The organism is Arthrobacter silviterrae, from assembly GCF_011045165.1.
In the GTDB taxonomy this organism is placed as follows: Bacteria; Actinomycetota; Actinomycetes; order Actinomycetales; family Micrococcaceae; genus Specibacter; species Specibacter silviterrae.
Window position 1 is genome coordinate 1 of record NZ_JAAKZI010000035.1, and the last position, 19,430, is coordinate 19,430.

17 protein-coding genes are annotated in these 19,430 nt (G+C 66.4%); 5 read left to right on the top strand and 12 right to left on the bottom strand.

Features of this window, described 5'->3' with window-relative positions:
- Positions 1-3: 3 nt before the first annotated feature.
- Complete coding sequence (locus tag G6N77_RS20480) at positions 4-558, bottom strand: hypothetical protein (protein ID WP_370875212.1); 555 nt, start codon at positions 556-558, stop codon at positions 4-6.
- A gap of 193 nt (positions 559-751) precedes the next feature.
- Here G6N77_RS20480 and G6N77_RS16295 point away from each other — a divergent pair, with 193 nt between their 5' ends.
- Both G6N77_RS16295 and G6N77_RS16300 read left to right on the top strand, forming a co-directional pair.
- The gene (locus tag G6N77_RS16295) at positions 752-2,437 is read left to right on the top strand and encodes a glycoside hydrolase family 13 protein (protein ID WP_165183228.1); all 1,686 of its coding nucleotides are present in this window, start codon (positions 752-754) and stop codon (positions 2,435-2,437) included.
- A gap of 239 nt (positions 2,438-2,676) precedes the next feature.
- Entirely contained in the window at positions 2,677-3,564 is an 888-nt protein-coding gene (locus G6N77_RS16300) for a DUF559 domain-containing protein (RefSeq protein WP_240902346.1), read from the top strand.
- Between the two features lie 118 nt (positions 3,565-3,682).
- Here G6N77_RS16300 and G6N77_RS16305 read toward each other — a convergent pair whose 3' ends face one another.
- From G6N77_RS16305 to glmS, 6 genes are all read right to left on the bottom strand, one after another.
- A complete protein-coding gene (locus tag G6N77_RS16305) occupies positions 3,683-4,768 on the bottom strand; it encodes an inositol-3-phosphate synthase (RefSeq protein ID WP_165183230.1) in 1,086 nt (361 codons plus the stop codon).
- Positions 4,769-4,917: 149 nt separating this feature from the next.
- Complete coding sequence (gene mgrA / locus G6N77_RS16310) at positions 4,918-5,955, bottom strand: L-glyceraldehyde 3-phosphate reductase (protein ID WP_165183231.1); 1,038 nt, start codon at positions 5,953-5,955, stop codon at positions 4,918-4,920.
- A gap of 79 nt (positions 5,956-6,034) precedes the next feature.
- Entirely contained in the window at positions 6,035-8,140 is a 2,106-nt protein-coding gene (gene glgX / locus G6N77_RS16315; RefSeq protein WP_165183232.1) for a glycogen debranching protein GlgX, read from the bottom strand.
- Positions 8,141-8,192: 52 nt separating this feature from the next.
- A complete protein-coding gene (locus G6N77_RS16320; protein WP_165183233.1) occupies positions 8,193-9,848 on the bottom strand; it encodes a bifunctional ADP-dependent NAD(P)H-hydrate dehydratase/NAD(P)H-hydrate epimerase in 1,656 nt (551 codons plus the stop codon).
- 1 nt (position 9,849) lies between these two features.
- Positions 9,850-10,197, bottom strand: coding sequence for a holo-ACP synthase (locus tag G6N77_RS16325; RefSeq protein WP_165183234.1), 348 nt, complete (start codon positions 10,195-10,197; stop codon positions 9,850-9,852).
- A gap of 120 nt (positions 10,198-10,317) precedes the next feature.
- Positions 10,318-12,240 carry a glutamine--fructose-6-phosphate transaminase (isomerizing) gene (glmS, locus tag G6N77_RS16330; RefSeq protein ID WP_165183235.1) on the bottom strand — a complete coding sequence of 641 codons (1,923 nt, stop codon included), beginning with the start codon at positions 12,238-12,240 and terminating at the stop codon, positions 10,318-10,320.
- Between the two features lie 142 nt (positions 12,241-12,382).
- Between glmS and coaA the strand changes: the two genes are divergently transcribed.
- From coaA to mscL, 3 genes are all read left to right on the top strand, one after another.
- On the top strand, positions 12,383-13,351 hold the full coding sequence (coaA, locus tag G6N77_RS16335) for a type I pantothenate kinase (RefSeq protein ID WP_262453067.1): 969 nt from the start codon (positions 12,383-12,385) through the stop codon (positions 13,349-13,351).
- Positions 13,352-14,332: a M15 family metallopeptidase gene (locus tag G6N77_RS19675; protein ID WP_240902348.1), complete on the top strand. Its 981-nt coding sequence runs from the start codon at positions 13,352-13,354 to the stop codon at positions 14,330-14,332.
- Between the two features lie 72 nt (positions 14,333-14,404).
- Positions 14,405-14,797 carry a large conductance mechanosensitive channel protein MscL gene (gene mscL / locus G6N77_RS16345; protein ID WP_165183237.1) on the top strand — a complete coding sequence of 131 codons (393 nt, stop codon included), beginning with the start codon at positions 14,405-14,407 and terminating at the stop codon, positions 14,795-14,797.
- 121 nt (positions 14,798-14,918) lie between these two features.
- Here mscL and glmM read toward each other — a convergent pair whose 3' ends face one another.
- From glmM to rplQ, 5 genes are all read right to left on the bottom strand, one after another.
- On the bottom strand, positions 14,919-16,265 hold the full coding sequence (gene glmM, locus G6N77_RS16350; RefSeq protein WP_165183238.1) for a phosphoglucosamine mutase: 1,347 nt from the start codon (positions 16,263-16,265) through the stop codon (positions 14,919-14,921).
- Between the two features lie 212 nt (positions 16,266-16,477).
- Positions 16,478-16,993, bottom strand: coding sequence for a 30S ribosomal protein S9 (rpsI, locus tag G6N77_RS16355; RefSeq protein ID WP_165183239.1), 516 nt, complete (start codon positions 16,991-16,993; stop codon positions 16,478-16,480).
- Between the two features lie 37 nt (positions 16,994-17,030).
- A complete protein-coding gene (gene rplM / locus G6N77_RS16360; RefSeq protein ID WP_165183240.1) occupies positions 17,031-17,474 on the bottom strand; it encodes a 50S ribosomal protein L13 in 444 nt (147 codons plus the stop codon).
- A gap of 259 nt (positions 17,475-17,733) precedes the next feature.
- Positions 17,734-18,651 carry a tRNA pseudouridine synthase A gene (locus G6N77_RS16365; RefSeq protein ID WP_165183241.1) on the bottom strand — a complete coding sequence of 306 codons (918 nt, stop codon included), beginning with the start codon at positions 18,649-18,651 and terminating at the stop codon, positions 17,734-17,736.
- A 32-nt stretch (positions 18,652-18,683) separates the two neighbouring features.
- A complete protein-coding gene (gene rplQ, locus G6N77_RS16370; protein WP_165183242.1) occupies positions 18,684-19,382 on the bottom strand; it encodes a 50S ribosomal protein L17, sunset domain variant in 699 nt (232 codons plus the stop codon).
- Positions 19,383-19,430 lie beyond the last annotated feature (48 nt).

The following is a 19,430-nucleotide window of genomic DNA, read 5'->3' on the forward strand; positions in this document are numbered from 1 at the left end:
GGCCTAGACGGCGCCCGTGCCTCCGGCCAGGGCGCCGAGCAGCGGGGCCAGGGCCTGCCAGCGCGCAATCTCGCAGCCGTCGGTCCGCGTGAAAGTGGAGTGGACAGCGCGGCCTCCGAACCAGCCCGTGACAACGGCCACCTGCGGTCCGCCGTATTGCTGCGTGCAGGCGCGCGGAGGTCCCGGGACGGGGAAGAAAATGTCGGTGCCGTGGAGCCTGACGGCGGCGAGCGCGGCTGCAGGATCCGGCAGCGTGGACCCGCCGGACACCGTGGTTCCCTCCGCGAGCAGGCGAAAATGGTGCACCGGGGCGCCCGGGGCTTCCGTGAGGGAAATGGACAGGTCTACGGCGTCGGGAGAATGCGAGGCGCCCGAGCTGCTCGACGCATCAGGGGCGCCCGAGCTGTCAGGGGCGCCCGCCGGGCCCGGCGGAGTGAGCTGGCCGCACGCCGTGACGGCGGTCAACACGGTCATGAGCAGGACGGCCGAGGCAATGCGAACGTGGCCTTTCACGGCTGGCCCGTGGCGGAAATGTGGACGGCCTGGCCGCTTGATCATCACCAACTCCTCGCGTTCCTGCCATGCTATCCCACGGCCCTGCCGCCCCGCCTGGACCGCGGTTCCGGCAACTGTTGGTATCCTCACCAGTAGGTGCGGGCGGCGGCTCGCCGGGCCGTCGGCGCCCGTGCTGCCGTGCAGCTGCCCGCCCGGCCCAGTGGCCTTGTGCCAGTGATGAGAGGATCCACGCATCATGACAACCCCCAGCCTGCCCAGCCCGGACGCCCAGTGGTGGCGCCAGGCCGCCGTCTACCAGATCTACCCGAGGTCCTTCTCCGATGCCAACGGCGACGGCATGGGCGACCTTCCCGGCGTCACGGCCCGCATGGGATACCTCTCGGCCCTGGGCATCGACGCCATCTGGCTGAGCCCCTTCTACCCCTCGGCACTGGCCGACGGCGGCTACGACGTCGACGACTACCGCAACGTCGACCCCCGCCTGGGCACGCTGGCCGACTTCGATGCCATGGTCGCGGCCGCCCACGACGCCGGAATCCGGGTCATCGTGGACGTGGTCCCGAACCACAGTTCCAACCGGCACGAATGGTTCAAGGCCGCCCTTGCCGCCGCCCCCGGTTCCCCCGAGCGCGCCAGGTACCACTTCCTCGACGGGCTCGGGGACCGCGGCGAGCTGCCGCCGTCGGACTGGCCGTCCCACTTTGGCGGCGCCGCCTGGACTCGCGTGGTGGAGCAGGCAGGGCCCAACGCGGGCCAGCCCGGCCAGTGGTACCTGCACCTGTTCGCCACGGAACAGCCGGACTTCAACTGGGACCACCCGGAGGTCCGCGAGGACTTCCACACCACGCTGCGGTTCTGGGCGGACCGCGGGGTGGACGGCTTCCGCGTGGACGTGGCGCACGGCCTGGCCAAGGACATGTCCCTGCCGCTGCGTTCCAAGCCGGAGCTGGAAATCCTGGTCGACGACGGCTCCGATCCCCTCTTTGACCGCGACGCCGTCCACGAAATCTTCGCCGGCTGGCGTGGCGTCCTCAACGAATATGATCCGCCGAAGGCCGCCGTCGCCGAGGCCTGGGTGCCGTTCACCGACCGGCGGCTGAAGTACGCCCGCCCCTCGGAGTTGGGCCAAGCCTTCAATTTCGACCTGCTCCAGGCGCCCTTCAATGCCGTCGAATTCCGCTCCATTGCCGAGAAGTGCCTGTCCGAGGCCGCGTCCTCCGGCGCCTCCTCGACCTGGGTGTTCTCCAACCACGACGTCGTCCGCCATCCCTCCCGCTATGCCTTGCCCGACGGCAGCACCCTTGCGGACCTGGAGGCCTGGCTGATGGCCGACGGCGCCGCTCCCGTCCCCGAGCTGGCGCAGGGTTTGCGCAGGGCCCGGGCCGCAACGCTCTTCATGTTGGGGCTGCCCGGTTCCGCCTACCTGTACCAGGGCGAGGAACTGGGGCTTTTTGAGGTCGCAGACCTGCCCAAGGAGTCCCTGCAGGATCCGACCTGGTTCCGCACGGGACACAAAGTCAAGGGGCGCGACGGCTGCCGGGTTCCGCTGCCGTGGGATGCCGCACAGGCAAACCTGGGCTTCGGCGGCACCCCGTGGCTGCCCCAGCCGGCCTGGTTTGCTTCCCTTGCGGCTGCCGGGCAGGACGGCGTGGCCGGGTCCACCCTGGAAATGTACCGCTCCGCGCTGGCCTGGCGGCGGAAGCTGCAGGCGGAAGAATCCTTGGAATGGCTCAGCGAGCCCGGCGCCGAGGTGGTGCATTACCGGCGCCCGAACGGCTGGGAGGTGCTGAGCAACTTTGCCGCCACGCCCGCCCCGCTGCCTTCCGGCGTCGACCTCGCCAAGGTGGTCCTCACCTCCGGTGACCCAGCAGGGACGGGAGCAACGATCGCAGCAGAAACAACCCTCTGGCTCGCCCCCTAAAACCCGACGCTCGGTTGCAATCGGGGCACTTTTCCCCGACGCTCGGTTGCAACCGGGGCACATTTTCCCAACGCTCCCGCACTGTCCGCCGTCGCTCCGTGCCGGAACAACTGTGAAGCGCCCCGGCCTGTGGATAACTTCCGGTGCGGTATTTGATTGGCGGACATAATGTAGGAATGGACACGCCAGCTGACCACCCGATTCCTAACTCGCCCTTCACTCTCAGCGAGGCCGAATCAATGGGTTTCACCAGGGACAAGCTCCGGGGAGCAAATTTCGCGGGTGCCGGGTATGGACTGTACCGGCCCACTTCGTGGGAGTTCACACTGCCCGAAGCGGCCCGGGCGCTCTGCGCGGCCACGCCCGGTGCGTGGATCTCCCATACGACGGCGGCACAACTGCACGGGCTGATCCTCCCACCCTGGTTGGAGGATTCAACGGAACTGCACCTGAGCAAGCCCCGAAAACTGCCCGAAACCCGTCGAAAGGGCATTACAGGGCACACGCTGCTCGCGTTCGAGGACGAAATCGAAACGGTTGACGGCTTGGCGGTAAGCACCCCCGCCCGGACATGGCTGGATTTGGCCCGCGTCCTGCCCCTGCCCAACCTCGTCTGCATGGGCGACCAGCTCATCCGCATCCCCCGCATCGTCTTTGAAGGGCGCAGCGAACCGTACGCCACAATTGCGTCGCTGCGGAACATGATGGCCAGGCACGGAAATTTGCAGGGGATCGTGCGCGCCAGGGCGGCACTTGAATTGATGCGCGTGGGCTCCGATTCCGGGCCCGAAACCATGCTTCGCCTGGCCATGCTCGACGCCGGACTGCCAGAACCGGAATTGCAACTTGCCTTGTGGTCCACCCCGAATGCGCCGTCCGCCGACCTCGGCTACCGGAAACGGCGGATCGCCATCCAGTACGACGGCGGAACCCACAACGATGAGTTGCAGGCCAAAAGCGACGCGCGTCGAAACGCGGCGTTCCGCAATGCGGGCTGGGACGTGCTCATTTTTGACAGGGACCACCTCGCCGACGGTTTCGACAGCGCAGTCCGGCAGATTAAGGCGGCCATGCGACGTGCATGGACCGACCCTGCCGTCGTAGCCGGATTCGCGGCCTCCGGCTGACCGAGACACACTAAAGGGCGGACGCTCCCGCACAAAAGTGCAGGAGCGTCCGCCCTTTTACGCCCATTTGCAACCGAGGGTCGGGGAAAAGTGCCCCGATTGCAACCGAGGGTCGGTTTTAGCGCTCGATGTCGCCGCGGATGAACGCCTCCACGAGCTGGTGGGCGTCGTCGTCGTTGTGCTGGACCGGCGGGGACTTCATGAAGTAGCTGGCGGCGGAGAGGATGGGTCCGCCAATGCCGCGGTCCAGCGCGATCTTCGCGGCACGGATCGCGTCGATGATCACCCCGGCCGAGTTCGGCGAGTCCCACACCTCCAGCTTGTACTCCAGCGACACCGGCGCGTCGCCAAAGTTGCGGCCCTCGAGGCGGACAAACGCCCACTTCCTGTCATCCAGCCAGGCGACGTAGTCGGACGGGCCAATGTGGACGTCGTCGGCTGCCAGCACCGCTGAGGTGTTGGACGTGACGGCCTGGGTCTTGGAAATCTTCTTGGACTCGAGGCGGTCGCGCTCCAGCATGTTCTTGAAGTCCATGTTCCCGCCAACGTTGAGCTGGTAGGTGCGGTCCAGGACCACGCCGCGGTCCTCAAACAGCTTGGCCATGACGCGGTGCGTGATGGTGGCGCCCAGCTGGCTCTTGATGTCGTCGCCGATGATCGGCACCCCGGCCTCGGTGAACTTGTCCGCCCATTCCTTGGTGCCGGCGATGAAGACCGGCAATGCGTTGACAAATGCGACGCCGGCGTCGATGGCGCACTGCGCGTAGAACTTGGCGGCGGCATCGGAACCCACCGGCAGGTAGCACACCAGGACGTCAACCTTGAGGTCCTGGAGCGTGGCCACCACGTCCACCGGTTCGGCGTCGGATTCGACGATGGTTTCGCGGTAGTACTTGCCGAGGCCGTCCAAGGTGTGGCCGCGCAGCACGGGCACGTCCAGCGGCGGCACATCGGCTAGCTTGATGGTGTTGTTTTCACTGGCACCGATGGCGTCGGACAAATCCAGCCCCACCTTCTTGCTGTCCACGTCGAAAGCGGCAACGAAGGTGACGTCATTGACATGGTACGGGCCGAACTCGACATGCATCAGGCCCGGAACCTTGACGGTGGGATCGGCATCGCGGTAGTACTGGACGCCCTGGACCAACGATGAGGCGCAGTTTCCCACGCCGACTATGGCAACCCGAATTGGATGATTGGACACAGAACTCCTTCTAAAATTCACAAGGGCATGGCGCCCCAATGGCGCCTACGGACCATTCTAGTCAACGCCTCCTGCGCCTAAATTGTTCCTTTTGGGCAGGATTGTCTCGTCAAAATGTCACATTCGAGGCGCCATTGGGGGATTCTTCGCTACTTTTGGGCCCATCTGTTGATGTCAGACTCCACAGCAAACTGATCGATTGCCTTCAGCTCTTCCCCAGCGAAGGCCAGGTTGTTGATGGCGGCCACGTTGTTTTCCAGCTGCTTGACACTTGAGGCTCCCACAAGGGCGGAGGTGACGGGGCTGCCCTTGACCTGCTCGCGCAGGATCCACGCAATGGCCATCTGTGCCAGCGACTGCCCGCGCGAGGCCGCAATATCGTTGAGCGCCCTCACGCGGGCCATCTTGTCCTCGGTGAGGTCGTTCTCGTGCAGGAAGCGCTCCTTGGCGGCGCGGGAATCGGCCGGAACTCCGTTGAGGTACCTGTCTGTCAACATGCCCTGTGCGAGAGGTGAGAAGGCAATGGAGCCCGCGCCGACGGCGTCGAGGGCTTCATATAGGTTCGGCTCGCCGTTTTCCGTCCAGCGGTTGAGCATGGAGTAGGACGGCTGGTGGATGAGCAGGGGCGTGCCCATCTCCTTCAGGATGCGCGCGGCCTCCAGCGTCTGGGCGGGCGTGTAGGAGGAAATGCCTGCGTACAGTGCCTTTCCGGAGCGCACCGCCGTGTCGAGGGCGCCCATGGTCTCCTCCATCGGCGTCTCCGGGTCCGGGCGGTGGCTGTAAAAGATGTCCACGTAGTCCACGCCCATGCGGTCCAGGGAGGCATCCAGGCTGGAGAGCATGTACTTGCGGGAGCCCCACTCCCCGTACGGGCCGGGCCACATGTAGTAGCCGGCCTTAGTGGAAATGACCAGCTCATCCCGGTGTGCGGCAAAGTCGTCCTTGAAGTGGCGGCCAAAGTTGGTTTCGGCACTGCCATCCGGCGGACCGTAGTTGTTGGCCAGGTCAAAGTGGGTGACGCCCAGGTCAAAGGCGCGGCGCAAAATGGCGCGCTGGACCTCGAACGGCTTGTCGTCCCCAAAGTTGTGCCACAGTCCCAGCGAGACGGCGGGCAGTTTCAGTCCACTGCGGCCGACTCGGCGGTAGGGCATGGTTTCATAGCGGTTTTCCGCGGCGTGAAAAGTCATGCCTCCATCCTGCCATCTGGATGCGGCCCGCCACGGCCATGTGGGTGGCCCTCCCAGACACCCCCACACCCCCCAGAAGCTAGCTTCGCCCGGGCGCCCTCAGCACCAGCGTGGACCGGGCGGCGAGCACCACCACGTTACCGGCCGTGAAAGTGTCGGCGCTGACTCCGTCGGTGTGGATCTCCACCACCCACGTCTCGGCGTAGCCGCTGTCCGGCAGGGTAAAGTCCACGGGGTCGTCCCCCGCGTTGAAAAGCATCAGGAAGGAGTCGTCCACCACTGGCCGGCCCCGGTCATCGCATTCGGGCAGGCCGTCGCCGTTGAGGAACACGCCGATGCTGCGCCCAAATCCGCTGTCCCAGTCCGCGCCGGTCATGGCCGCCGCGTCGGGGCGCAGCCAGGCAATGTCCGGCAGGGCGCCGTCGTCCCCGCGCTCCACGGGTCGCCCGTCAAAGAAACGACGACGGCGGAACACGGGGTGGCCTGCCCGCAGCCTGGCCAGTTGCGCCACAAATTCCACCAGCCCCGTGTCGGCTGCGTCCCAGTTGATCCACGTGAGGGCCGAATCCTGGGCATATGCGTTGTTGTTGCCGTGCTGCGTCCGGCCCAGCTCATCCCCGTGCAGGATCATTGGCACGCCCTGGGACAGCAGCAGCGTGGTGAGGAAGTTTCGCTGCTGCCTGGCGCGCAGGGCGTTCACGGCAGGATCCTCCGTGGGCCCCTCCACGCCAAGGTTCCAGGAGCGGTTGTTGGATTCGCCGTCCCGGTTTTCCTCCCCGTTCGCCTCGTTGTGCTTATCGTTGTAGCTGACCAGGTCCGCCAGGGTGAAGCCGTCATGGGCGGTGACGAAGTTGATGGACGCCACAGGGCGACGGCCGGAATGTTCGTAGAGGTCGGAGGAGCCGGTCAGCCGGGAGGCAAACTCGCCCAGGGTGGCCGATTCGCCGCGCCAAAAGTCGCGCACGGTGTCCCGGAACTTGCCGTTCCATTCCGTCCACTGCGGCGGGAAATTGCCCACCTGGTAGCCGCCCGGACCCAGGTCCCATGGCTCCGCAATGAGCTTCACGCGCGAAACCACCGGGTCCTGCTGCACCATTTCGAAGAAGCTGGAGAGCTTGTCGACGTCGTAAAATTCGCGGGCCAGGGTGGCGGCCAGGTCAAAGCGGAAGCCGTCCACGTGCATCTCGGTCACCCAGTACCGAAGGGAATCCATGATCAGTTGCAGCGAGTGCGGCTGGCGGACGTTGAGGGAGTTCCCGGTGCCCGTGTAGTCCAGGTAGTGCTCCTTGTCCCCGTCCATCAGCCGGTAGTACGCGTCATTGTCGATGCCGCGGAAGGAAAGCGTGGGGCCAAGGTGGTTGCCTTCGGCCGTGTGGTTGTAGACCACGTCAAGGATCACTTCCAGCCCGTTGCGGTGCAGTTCCCTGACCATCCCCTTGAACTCGCGCACCTGATCGCAGGGGTCCGCGGTCGAAGCGTATTCATTGTGCGGGGCAAAGAAGCCGATGGTGTTGTAGCCCCAATAGTTCCGCAGGCCCTTGGCGGCAAGCGAGTCATCTTGCACAAATTGGTGCACCGGCATGAGTTCGACGGCGGTCACGCCCAGGTTTTTGAGGTGGGCCACCACGGCGGGGTGGGCCACGGCGGCATAGCTGCCGCGCTGGTGTTCCGGGACGTCCGGGTGGAGCTTGCTGAGCCCCTTGACGTGGGCCTCATAGATGACGCTCTGGTGGTACGGGGTGTCGGGGCCGGCATCGCCCTGCCAGTCAAAGCCGGCATCCACCACCACGGACCGGTAGGTGTGCGACGCGGAATCGTCGTCATTGCGGGTGAGTGGTTCGCCAAACTGGTAGGCGTACACCGGCTGGCCCCACGTGACCGCGCCCGCAATGGCCCGTGCATACGGATCCAGCAGCAATTTGTTGGCGTTGAAACGCAGTCCGTTGGCCGGGTCCCAGGGCCCGTCCACGCTGTAGCCGTAGTGCTGCCCAGGCCCCACGCCGGGAAGGTAGCCGTGCCAGACGTAGCCGTCCACCTCAGTCAGCTGCAGGCGGGTTTCCGTGCCGTCGGCGTCAAACAGGCACAGGTGGACCGCCTCCGCCCCGTCGCTGAACAAGGCAAAGTTGGTGCCGTTTGCGTCCGCGTGGGCGCCCAGCGGGTGGGGGCTGCCTGGCCAAAGTTCCACGTGCTCTCCTCATGTTGCCGTTGCTTGCCAAAAACTGATCTGTGGCCCGGATTCACCCGAGCAGTGCGGCCCAGACCACCGGAATCCGGGCCGCCAGGACCCCTGCGCTCAGGGGCTGCCCGGGGGCCTCACGGGCCAGCCTGCCATGCAGGGCGGCGCCGAGAACGGCGGTCCGTGCCAGGTCCGGCTCCCCCGGGCCGCCGCCGGCTGCGCCCATGGCAAGCAGCGCCACCAGGATGCCTCCCAGCGTGTCCCCGCTGCCGGCTGTGGCCAACGACGCCGTTCCGTCGGCTTGGGTGAATGCGGTTCCGTTGGGTGCCGCCACCGCCGTGGTGGGACCCTTGAGCAGTACCGTGGCGCCCGTGATCCTGGCCGCCTCGCGGGCGGCTGCCAGCGGCGCGGCCTCGATGGCTTCCCGCCCCATGGGCGTCCCCAGCCTGGCGAGCAGGGCGGACAGCTCGCCGGCATGCGGGGTCAGGAGCAGATTGGACTGGCCGCCTGCATGGGAGGGGTCCCCCAAGCGTCCGGATGCCGCGGGCCCGGGCTGGTTCAAGGCCGCATGGGCTGCCCGGCCCACGAGGCGCAGCGCGCCGGCGTCCACCACGGTGGGCAGCCCTGACGCGATCGCCGCACGGGCACGGTCCAGTTGCTCTCCGGGGCCGTCAATGCCCGGGCCGGCAAGCCAGGCCTGCACGTGCAGTTCGCCCGGCTGTTGCGCCGAGCACACCACCTCGGGGTTGCGCAGGTGCACAGCCGCGGAGACGGCGCCGTCGCCAAGGTAGGTGACCATGCCGGGCCCGCAGGCGGACGCTGCGGCAACCGCCAGCAGCGCCGCACCGGGGTAGCGGGCGGAGCCGGCAATGATCCCTGCCACCCCCCGAGTGTATTTGTGGGCCGCAGCCTCCGGATGCGGGAGCAGCGCAGTTAGGTCGGCGGTTTCCAGCCGGCACACGTCCGGGGGGCCGGGCATCTTGCCCAGGCCGATGTCCACCACTTCCACCTCGCCGCACAGCTGCTCCCCCGGCGAACACAGCAGGCCCGTCTTGGCGGCCCCGAATGTCACAGTGAGACGTGCTGCCAGCACCGGCCCGTGCACTTCGCCCGTGCTGACGTCAACGCCGCTGGGCACATCGCACGCCACCACTGATGGCCCCGCGCCGCCCATCGTTATTTCGCACAATCGTGCCACCACACTGGCTGCAGGTTCCCGCAGGCCGCCACGGCCGCCCGTGCCCAGCAATCCGTCCACGACGATGTCGGCCGCGCCCGCCTCGGCAAGAAAGGCCAGCCGGCCATCCGCCTCCGGCGCAGGAGCAGCGCCCCCGGGACCCGTATCCTTGGACGCCGTCCCAACCGAGGCAGCCGCTGGCACCGGAGCCGCGGACAGTCTCATAACCCTGCCCCCGGCTTTGAGGAACGCGGCCAGCGCGTCGGGGTGGGTGCGCGCGGTGGTGAGCAGCGCCGTCGTCCGGGCCCCGCCTGCAGCCAGGTGCGCGCCGGCGAAGAGTGCATCCCCTCCGTTGTTGCCGGAGCCGATCAGCAGCACCACCCGGGCGCCGTACACCCCCTGCCCCCGCTCCCGCAGGACTCGCCGCACCCCCATTGCCAGGCCGTGGGCGGCGCGGATCATCAGCTCGGGCCCTAGTCCGGCGTCAAGCAGCGGTTGTTCCGCGGCCCGGACGGCGGCGGCGGTGTAGGCGCGCAGCACGTCAGCTCTCGGCGATCACCATGGCTGTGGAGATGCCGCCGTCGTGGCTCATGGACAGGTGCCAGTGCCGGATTCCCTTGGCCTTGGCGACGGCGGCCACGGTGCCCTTGACGTTGATGGTGGGACCGTGTTCGTCCAGGCCGATCCAGCAGTCCTGCCAGTTCATGCCGGCCGGGGCACCGAGCGCCTTGGCCACGGACTCCTTGGCGGCGAAGCGGGCGGCCAGCGACTGCGTGTTCAGCCCGCGCTCGGCCGGCACAAACAGCCTGTCGCGCAGCCCCGGGGTGCGTTCGAGCTGGCGGCCAAAGCGTTCAATGTCAACAACGTCCACACCAATGCCAATAATCATGTCCCCAGCCTAACCAAAAATGCCGCCGCTCCCGCCTTTTGTCGCCGCAATAGCGGTGGCAAAAAGCGGGAGCGGCGGCAAAAACCTTCGGCGGCCCGGCGGGCGGCCGGGCGCCACGGACTACTCGACGGTGACGGACTTGGCCAGGTTGCGCGGCTGGTCCACGTCGTAGCCCTTCGCGGTGGCCAGCTCGCAGGCGAAGATCTGCAGGGGGACGGTGGCCAGCAGGGGCGCGAGCAGCGTGGTTGTTTCCGGGATGTAGAAGACGTGCTCGGCGTGGGCGCGCACCGATTCGTCGCCCTCTTCGGCAATGACGATGGTCTTCGCGCCGCGGGCCCGGACTTCCTGGATGTTGGAGACCACCTTGGCGTGGAGCGAGTCGCGGCCGCGGGGCGAGGGGACCACCACAAACACCGGCTGCCCTTCCTCAATCAGGGCAATGGGCCCGTGCTTGAGCTCACCGGCGGCAAAGCCCTCAGCGTGGATGTAGGCCAGCTCCTTCAGCTTCAGGGCGCCTTCCATGGCCACCGGGAAGCCCACGTGGCGGCCCAAAAACAGCACGGAGCGGGCGTCCGACATGCTGCGGGCCAGGTCCTTGATCTGCTGGTCGTTGTCCAGAACCTGGGCGATCTTCGCCGGCACCTTGGCCAGGTCGGCCAGGATGTCCTTGATCTGGCCCTGGAACAGGTTGCCGCGCAACTGTGCCAAATACAAGCCGAGCAGGTAGGCGGCCGTGATCTGGGCCAGGAACGCCTTGGTGGAGGCGACGGCGATCTCCGGTCCGGCGTGGGTGTACAGCACGGCATCGGATTCGCGCGGGATGGTGGAGCCGTTGGTGTTGCAGATGGCCACCGTCTTGGCCCCCTGCTCCCGGGCGTAGCGGACGGCCATGAGCGTGTCCATGGTCTCGCCGGACTGGGACAGGGAAACGATGAGCGTCTTTTCATCGACAATCGGATCCCGGTAGCGGAACTCGTGGGAGAGTTCCACTTCGGTGGGGATGCGGCACCAGTGTTCAATGGCGTACTTGGCCACCTGGCCGGCATAGGCGGAGGTGCCGCAGGCCAGCACGATGATCTTGTTCACGGTCTTCAGGACATCGGCGTCAATGCGCATTTCGTCCAGCGTCAGCTTGCCGTCAATGTCGGAGCGGCCCAGCAGGGTTGCGGCAACGGCTTCGGGCTGGTCGTGGATCTCTTTTTCCATGAAGGACGGGTAGCCGTCCTTTTCCGCCGCGGCGGCGTCCCAGTCGACCAGGTATTCCTTGCCCTCGGCAGGCTGGCCGTGGAAGTCGGTGATGTCCACGGTGCCGGCCGTAATGGTGACCACCTGGTCCTGGCCCAGCTCCACGGCGCGGCGCGTGTAGTCAATGAACCCGGACACGTCCGAGCCCAGGAAGTTCTCGCCGTCGCCCAGTCCCACCACGAGGGGCGAGTTGCGGCGCGCGGCCACCACCACGCCCGGCTGCTCGGCGTGCGTGGCGAGGATGGTGAAGGCGCCCTCCAGGCGCTGGGCCGCCAGCTGCATGGCCCGGGTCAATGCGGACTGGGCATCCTTGGCACCCAGCGCGGCCCCCGCCGTCGTGGTCAATTTCCGGTAAATGCTGCCGAGCAGCACGGCGGCCACCTCGGTGTCGGTGTCGGAGATGAAGCTGTAGCCCTGCTTGAGCAGCTCGGCCTTCAGGGGTGCGTAGTTCTCAATGATGCCGTTGTGGATCACGGCCAGCTGGCCTCCGTCCACCACGTGCGGGTGTGCGTTCTTGTCGGTGGGCCCGCCATGGGTTGCCCAGCGGGTGTGGCCAATCCCGGTCATGGAGCTGGGCAGCGGGTTGGCCTCCAGCTCGGCGGTCAGGTTGGCCAGCTTGCCGGCCTTCTTGCGCATGGCAATGCCGCCGTCGGCCACCACGGCCACGCCTGCGGAGTCATAGCCGCGGTATTCGAGCCGCCGCAGCCCCTCCATCAGCACATCCAGTGCCTGGTGCGAGCCTGTTCCCGACGTTCCAATGGCCGGGGCAGTTCCGGCATAGCCAACAATTCCACACATGAAAACCAATCATAATCGCTTGCCAATGGGCAGGACGTTCTACCTCCTACCCCAAAGGCGGCCCCAAAAATTGCGCCGCGGCGCCCCGCCATGGCGGCCGGGCCATTTCGTGCTGAACCGCAAACAAGGCAGAATCAGGGTTGTGACATCGCAAAGATCCGAGTCCAGCACTGGCGAAGGCGCCTCCCCGTTCGTGGAACTGGATCGCCAGACCTGGTCAAGGCTTGCCAACCAGATAGAGCAGCCCCTCAACGAAGAGGACATCCTGCGGCTCCGCGGTCTGGGTGACCAACTTAACATGAGGGAGGTCCGCGATGTCTACCTCCCCCTGTCCCGGCTGCTGAACCTGTACGTGGGCGCCGCCGGCCACCTGCACAACGCCACCACCACATTCCTGGGCGAGCACGGCAAGCGCACCCCGTTCGTCATTGGCGTGGCGGGGTCCGTGGCTGTGGGGAAATCCACCACTGCCCGCGTGCTGCGTGAGATGCTGCGCCGGTGGCCCGACACCCCCAATGTGGAACTGGTGACCACAGACGGTTTCCTGTACCCCAACGCCGAGCTGGAGCGCCGGGGGCTCATGGCGCGCAAGGGCTTCCCCGAGTCCTACGACCGCCGTTCCCTGCTGCGCTTTGTCAGTGCCGTCAAGAGCGGCGCCGAGGAGGTCAGGGCGCCCATGTATTCGCACCTGACGTACGACATCCTCCCGCACAAGCAGGTGGTGGTCCGGCGCCCCGACGTGCTCATCGTGGAGGGGCTCAACGTCCTGGCCGCCGCCCGCCCCCGCCAGGACGGCCGCTCTGGGCTGGCCGTGAGCGACTTCTTCGACTTCTCCATCTACGTTGACGCCAAGACCCGCTACATCGAACAGTGGTACATCGACCGCTTCCGCTCACTGCGCACGGGCGCGTTCGCCAACCCGGAGTCCTACTTCCGCCGCTACGCCGACCTCTCCGACACCCAGGCCGTGGAAACGGCAACCCGGATCTGGAAATCGATCAATGAGCCCAACCTGCTCCAAAACGTGCTCCCCACCCGGGGCCGGGCACAGCTGGTGCTCACCAAGGAATCCGACCACTCGATCCGCCGGATGCTCCTAAGGAAGGTGTAGATGCCGCTGCTTGGCTTCCACCAGGCCCGCAGGGCTCCCCTATCCCGGTGGCAGCGGACGGTGCAGGCCCTGTCCTGGCCGCGCCCGGGCGGCATGCTGCTCTCCGCGGCCGGCGCCGCAGTGGTGTTGGCCGCCGCGGTGGGCGTGCAGTCCGCCTACCCTTTCCAAAGCACGACGGCGGCGCCCGCCCAGCGCTCCCCCGAACCTGCCGCTGTGGCCGGAAACGGGCCGGCGTCAGGCGCACCGCCTGTCCTGCCCACGGCGGCAGCCGGGCTGGCCGCCCACGCCGGGACACCGCCGTCGTCCATCCCCGGCGGCGCACCCGCCACTGCCGCACCCGTGCCCCCGGTCGCGTCGGGGCCCCAGGCCGCCGCCGTGCACAACAGGTCCAATCCCGCCAGCGTGCTGGTGCTGGTCAACAAGCACCACCCGCTGAACCCGCTGGACTACCAGCCGCCGGACCTGGTGACACCCAACGTCCCGGCGGGCCCAGGTGAGCTGGTCCTGTTGCGCCGGGAGGCGGCCGCCGCCGTGGAACGCATGTTTGCCGCGGCCGGCAGCAATGGAGTGTCCATCACTGTTCAAAGCAGCTACAGGTCCTATGCCACGCAAGTGTCCCTCTACGGCAGCTATGTGGCCCAAAAAGGGCAGGAGTCCGCAGACACCTCCTCCGCCCGGCCCGGTTATTCCGAGCACCAGACGGGCCTGGCCCTGGACATAGGCGACGCCAACGTTGGGGCCGACTGTGAATTCACGATTTGCGTGGAGGAAACAGCTGCCGGGCGCTGGGTGGCCGCCCATGCGGCGGACTACGGCTTCGTGGTCCGCTACCCGCCAGGCCTGCAGGCCGTCACCGGGTACCTGTACGAGCCCTGGCACCTGCGCTATGTGGGCACGGCAGCCGCCCTGGACATGCGCGCCCGCGGCATCCCCACCTATGAGCAATACCTCGGCCTGCAGGGAGCGCCCGGCTACAAATAACGACGGGGACACGAAATAATATTAATTTAACGTCTGCAGCCCCATTCGGAATATCTGAGGTATTTTGGTGGCATGTTAAAGGGATTCAGAGATTTCATCATGAAGGGCAACGTCGTAGACCTTGCCGTCGCCGTCGTCATGGGTACCGCATTCGGTGCAGTCGTCAACTCACTCGTAGCCAACATACTCATGCCGCTTATTGCAGCACTTTTTGGTTCCCCCAATTTCGACAGCTTTGCCCTCGTTACCCTCAACGGTAACGCGATCAAGTTCGGTGTGTTCCTCACCGTGCTTGTGAACTTCATCCTGGTTGCCGCCGCCATTTACTTTGCAGTGGTCGTCCCGATGAACCACATCATTGCCCGCCGCAATGCCAAGCTCGGCATTACGGAAGAAGAAGCCGCCGAGGATCCGCAGATCGTCCTCCTGACCGAAATCCGCGATTCGCTCCGATCGCGCCAATAGGCTCCACATTCCCTAACATCCACTGAGGGCGGCAACTCCACCGGAGTTGCCGCCCTCACGTCCTTAAAGTTGTGCCGCGATCAGCCGATCTTTGGGATCCGCCGATCCCCGCGTAGCGGTCCTAAAGCGCCAATTCGGTGCGCACCACGGTGACCAGCTCGTCACAAATGCGCTTGGCCGTGTCAACGTCCGCGGCTTCCACCATGACCCGTACCAGCGGCTCCGTGCCCGAGGGGCGCAGCAGCACACGGCCGCTCTCGCCCAGCTCGGCCTCGGCCTTGGCCACGGCCGCCTTGACGGCAGGCACAATGTTCGCCCGGCTCTTGTCCACGCCCTTGACGTTGACCATCACCTGGGGCAGCTTGGTCATGGCACGGACCAGCTCCTGAAGGGGCCTGCCGGTCTTGGCAACCTGCGCGGCGAGCTGCAGGCCGGTCAGCAGCCCGTCTCCCGTGGTGGCGTACTCGGAGAAAATAACGTGGCCGGACTGCTCGCCGCCGAGCGTGTAGTTGCCGCGGCGCATTTCCTCCAGCACGTACCTGTCACCCACGGCGGTTTCCCGGACCGTGATGCCGGCGTCGCGGAGGGCGATCTTCAGGCCCAGGTTGCTCATCACGGTGGCCACCAGGACATTGTCCTTCAGCTCCCCGGCTTCCTTTTGGGCCAGGGCCAGCACAGCCATGATCTGGTCGCCGTCGATGATGTTGCCGTCGTGGTCCACGGCCAGGCAGCGGTCGGCGTCGCCGTCGTGCGCTATGCCGAGGTCTGCCCCGGTGGACAGCACGGTTGCCTGCAGCAGTTCCAGGTGGGTGGACCCCACCCCGGCGTTGATGTTCAGCCCGTCCGGCTCCGCACCGATGACCGTGACATGGGCGCCGGCGTCGGTAAAGACCTGGGGTGAACAGCCGCTGGCAGCTCCATTGGCGCAGTCCAGCACAATCTTCAGCCCGTCCAGCCTGTGCGGCAGCGTGCCGAGCAGGTGCACGATGTAGCGGTCCTCGGCATCGGAGAAACGCTGGATCCGTCCCACGTCCACGCCCACCGGACGGAAGGCGTCCTGTTGGAGCTGTGACTCAATGGCGTCCTCAACGTCATCCGGCAGCTTGGTGCCGCCGCGGGCGAAGAACTTGATTCCATTGTCCGGGGCGGGGTTGTGCGAGGCGGAAATCATCACGCCAAAGTCTGCGCCAAGATCGGCGATCAGGAAGGCCGTGGCCGGTGTGGGCAGCACGCCTGCGTCATAGACGTCCACGCCGGCGCTGGCGAGGCCCGCCGCGACTGCCGCACCGATGAATTCGCCGCTGGCGCGAGGGTCCCGCGCCAGCACTGCCCGTGGCCGTTTGCCCTCGCTCATCTGATCGTGGCCGAGCACCACCGCGGCGGCCTGGGCCAGCGATAATGCGAGTTCTGCCGTCAGGAGGCCATTGGCCAATCCGCGGACACCGTCTGTTCCAAATAATCTAGACATCCCGCCCAGTCTAAATCATGCAACTGGGAAAGCCGCCCAGGGGCGTCCAGGGCGCGGGGGGGTGGTTACGCAAAAGTCCCCGGTTCGCGTTGCGAACCGGGGACTTTTGGTGGGCGTCCAACGCCAGCGCGGATGGAGCCAAGCGCTGGAAACCGCGCAGGGGACCCAAAAGGCCGGTCGCGGGGCGACCGGCCTTTTGGGAGCGCGAGTTTCTAGCGCTTGGAGTACTGCGATGCCTTGCGGGCCTTCTTGAGGCCTGCCTTCTTGCGCTCGATGACGCGGGCGTCACGGGTCAGGAAGCCGGCCTTCTTGAGGGTGGCGCGGTTGTTGTCAATGTCGATCTCGTTCAGTGAACGGGCCACGCCCAGGCGCAGTGCACCGGCCTGGCCGGACGGGCCACCGCCGTGGATGCGGGCGATGACGTCGTAGGCACCGTCGAGGTCGAGGATGCGGAACGGGTCGTTGACTTCCTGCTGGTGCAGCTTGTTCGGGAAGTAATCGGCCAGCTCGCGGCCGTTCACGACCCACTTGCCGGTGCCGGGGATCACGCGCACGCGGGCAATGGCCTGCTTGCGGCGTCCAACGGCTGCGCCGGAGACCGTCAGGGCCGGGCGTTCCTTCTTGGGGGCTGCGTCGGCGGCGGGTGCGCTTTCGCTGGTGTAGCTGGTCAAAACTTCTTCCTCGGCCACAACGGCCTCGGTGTTCAGCTCTTCAGTGTTCTGAGCCACGATTCTCCTTGATAAATATTTGGGTTGGTGGCCAGGACTACTGGGCGACCTGGGTAATTTCGAACGTCTGGGGCTGCTGGGCGGCGTGCGGGTGCTCGGCACCGCGGTAGACCTTCAGCTTGGAAATCTGGGCGTTGCCCAGCTTGGTCTTCGGGAGCATGCCGGCGACGGCCTTCTCCACGGCGCGGACCGGGTTGGATTCCAGCAGTTCTGCATAGTTCACGCTTGAGAGGCCGCCCGGGAAGCCGGAGTGGCGGTAGGCGCGCTTCTGCTCGAGCTTGGCGCCGGTCAGGGCCACCTTCTCGGCGTTGATGATGATGACGAAATCGCCCATGTCCATGTGGGGAGCGAAGGTCGGCTTGTGCTTTCCACGCAGCAGTGTTGCGGTCTGGCTGGCAAGACGGCCCAAGACAACGTCGTTGGCATCAATGATGTGCCACTGACGGTTGATATCGCCGGGCTTCGGGGTATACGTACGCACGGTTTTTGCCTTCGTTTCTTGTTCTTAGGTGGTGTCACAGATGGTTGACACCTGCTATCTATGCGTTTACCGGAACAGAGGTGAGGGCTCTAACACCAGTTATCCATCCACCACTCGATGACGCCCATTGAGTTGGCAGTCCTGCAACCGGACCTTCAAGGGCGTGTGGTATCGAGATGGGACACGCACAACGACTACCAACAATAGCGTTAAAGTGCCCCGCTGGTCAAAGCGGACGAACGCCGGTCGCGGCCAAGGCTCAGCAGCCCTTGTCCGCGGCTTCCGGAACCGACCTGCGTGCCCGCGTCAGCTCGGCCCGTTCCAACATGAGGGAGTCGTCCGGGTAGTGGACTTCCTCCAGAATCAGGGGATGCGGGGCCGCCAAAACAGACTTTGCATCCCTGATTCCGGCCACCAGCCGCTGGTGCATCCATCCCGGGTGCTCGCGGCCGTCGCCCACCCTCATGGCGGCCCCGGCCAGGGCGCGGACCATGTTGTGGCAAAAGGCGTCCGCCTGGACGTTGACATTAATCACACCGTCCGGTCCGCGTTCAAAGTCAAGCCGCTGCAGGGTGCGGACCGTGGTGGATCCTTCGCGCGGCTTGGCGAATGCCCGGAAGTCCGCCAGGCCCAGCAGCGGCCGGGCAGCCTGGTTCATCAAGGCCTCGTCCAGCTCATGGTTGTGCCACAGTGTGACAGCGCGCTGGAGGGGGTCCCGGCGCACGGAGGCGTCAGCAATCCTGTAGCTGTACCGGCGCCAGAGGGCGGAGAACCTCGCGTCAAAGCCGTCCGGGGCCTTGCTCGCGGCCGCAACCTCCACGGTCCCGTGCAGCGCCCCCAGCACCCGGCCCAGCGCCCCGTTGAGGCGACGGCGCAACGAAACAGCAGGGTCGACGTCGTGCCCCCGCCGCAACCCTTCCCACTCCCCGGGCGTGACGTCCAAGTGGGCGACCTGCCCGCGGGCATGCACGCCGGCATCCGTCCGTCCGGCCACGGTGAGGCGGACGGGCCGGCGGAGTAGCAGGGCCAGCGACTCCTCGAGCACGCCCTGGACGGTGAGGCGTCCCGGCTGGACAGCCCACCCGCTGAACGGGCCGCCGTCGTAGGCGATGTCCAGGCGGACGCGCAAAAACCCGCCGCCCCCAGGAGTGGGGACAGCGGGTTCTTGTTCGTTCATGGCCACAAGTCTACCGTGGCGTTGGAGCGTGATTACTCAGCTTCAACAGCCTGGGCAGCTTCGCCGCCGGCCGGGGCGAAGCCGGCAGCTTCAGCGGACTCGGCCGTGTCAAACCAAACTTCGGCAACCGTGGCGTCGTACCAGCGCGAGCCGGGAACGTGGAACTTCATGGAGTCCTCGTTGCCCTTGACCTCGAAGCCCTCGGGGGCTTCGTTGTCGGCGGTGGCGGGGCGTGAGCCGGCGTACTTGGCCTCGGCGGCCTCCTCGACGGCGGTTTCCTCGGCAGCAGCTTCCTCAACCGGAGCTTCTTCAACCGGGGCAGCCTTAGCAGCAGCTGCGGTGGCTTCCTTCACAACGGCCTGCTTGGGGCTGACGGGCTCCAGCACCAGTTCGATGACGGCCATGGGGGCGTTGTCGCCCTTGCGGTTGCCGATCTTGGTGATGCGGGTGTAGCCGCCGTCGCGGTTCTCGACAGCCTTGGCGATGTCGGTGAACAGCTCATGGACAATGCCCTTGTCGCTGATCAGGCCGAGCACGCGGCGGCGTGAGGCGAGGTCCCCGCGCTTGGCGAAGGTGACCAGTCGCTCTGCGTAGGGGCTCAGGCGCTTGGCCTTGGTCAGGGTGGTGGTGATCCGCTTGTGCTCGAACAGTGAAGCGGACAGGTTCGCGAGCATCAGGCGCTGGTGAGCCGCTCCGCCGCCGAGGCGGGGACCCTTTGTGGGGGTAGGCATGGTGTTTCTCCTCAAGTGTCGGTCGCAGGGCGGCTACGCCGGCAATGG

Excerpts from the sequence above, each read along its gene's own strand:
- G6N77_RS20480 (WP_370875212.1), bottom strand. The coding sequence starts at position 558 with ATGATCAAGCGGCCAGGCCGTCCACATTTCCGCCACGGGCCAGCCGTG.
- G6N77_RS16295 (WP_165183228.1), top strand. The coding sequence starts at position 752 with ATGACAACCCCCAGCCTGCCCAGCCCGGACGCCCAGTGGTGGCGCCAG.
- G6N77_RS16300 (WP_240902346.1), top strand. The coding sequence starts at position 2,677 with ATGGGTTTCACCAGGGACAAGCTCCGGGGAGCAAATTTCGCGGGTGCC.
- mgrA (WP_165183231.1), bottom strand. The coding sequence starts at position 5,955 with ATGACTTTTCACGCCGCGGAAAACCGCTATGAAACCATGCCCTACCGC.
- G6N77_RS16325 (WP_165183234.1), bottom strand. The coding sequence starts at position 10,197 with ATGATTATTGGCATTGGTGTGGACGTTGTTGACATTGAACGCTTTGGC.
- glmS (WP_165183235.1), bottom strand. The coding sequence starts at position 12,240 with ATGTGTGGAATTGTTGGCTATGCCGGAACTGCCCCGGCCATTGGAACG.
- G6N77_RS19675 (WP_240902348.1), top strand. The coding sequence starts at position 13,352 with ATGCCGCTGCTTGGCTTCCACCAGGCCCGCAGGGCTCCCCTATCCCGG.
- mscL (WP_165183237.1), top strand. The coding sequence starts at position 14,405 with ATGTTAAAGGGATTCAGAGATTTCATCATGAAGGGCAACGTCGTAGAC.
- glmM (WP_165183238.1), bottom strand. The coding sequence starts at position 16,265 with ATGTCTAGATTATTTGGAACAGACGGTGTCCGCGGATTGGCCAATGGC.
- G6N77_RS16365 (WP_165183241.1), bottom strand. The coding sequence starts at position 18,651 with ATGAACGAACAAGAACCCGCTGTCCCCACTCCTGGGGGCGGCGGGTTT.
- rplQ (WP_165183242.1), bottom strand. The coding sequence starts at position 19,382 with ATGCCTACCCCCACAAAGGGTCCCCGCCTCGGCGGCGGAGCGGCTCAC.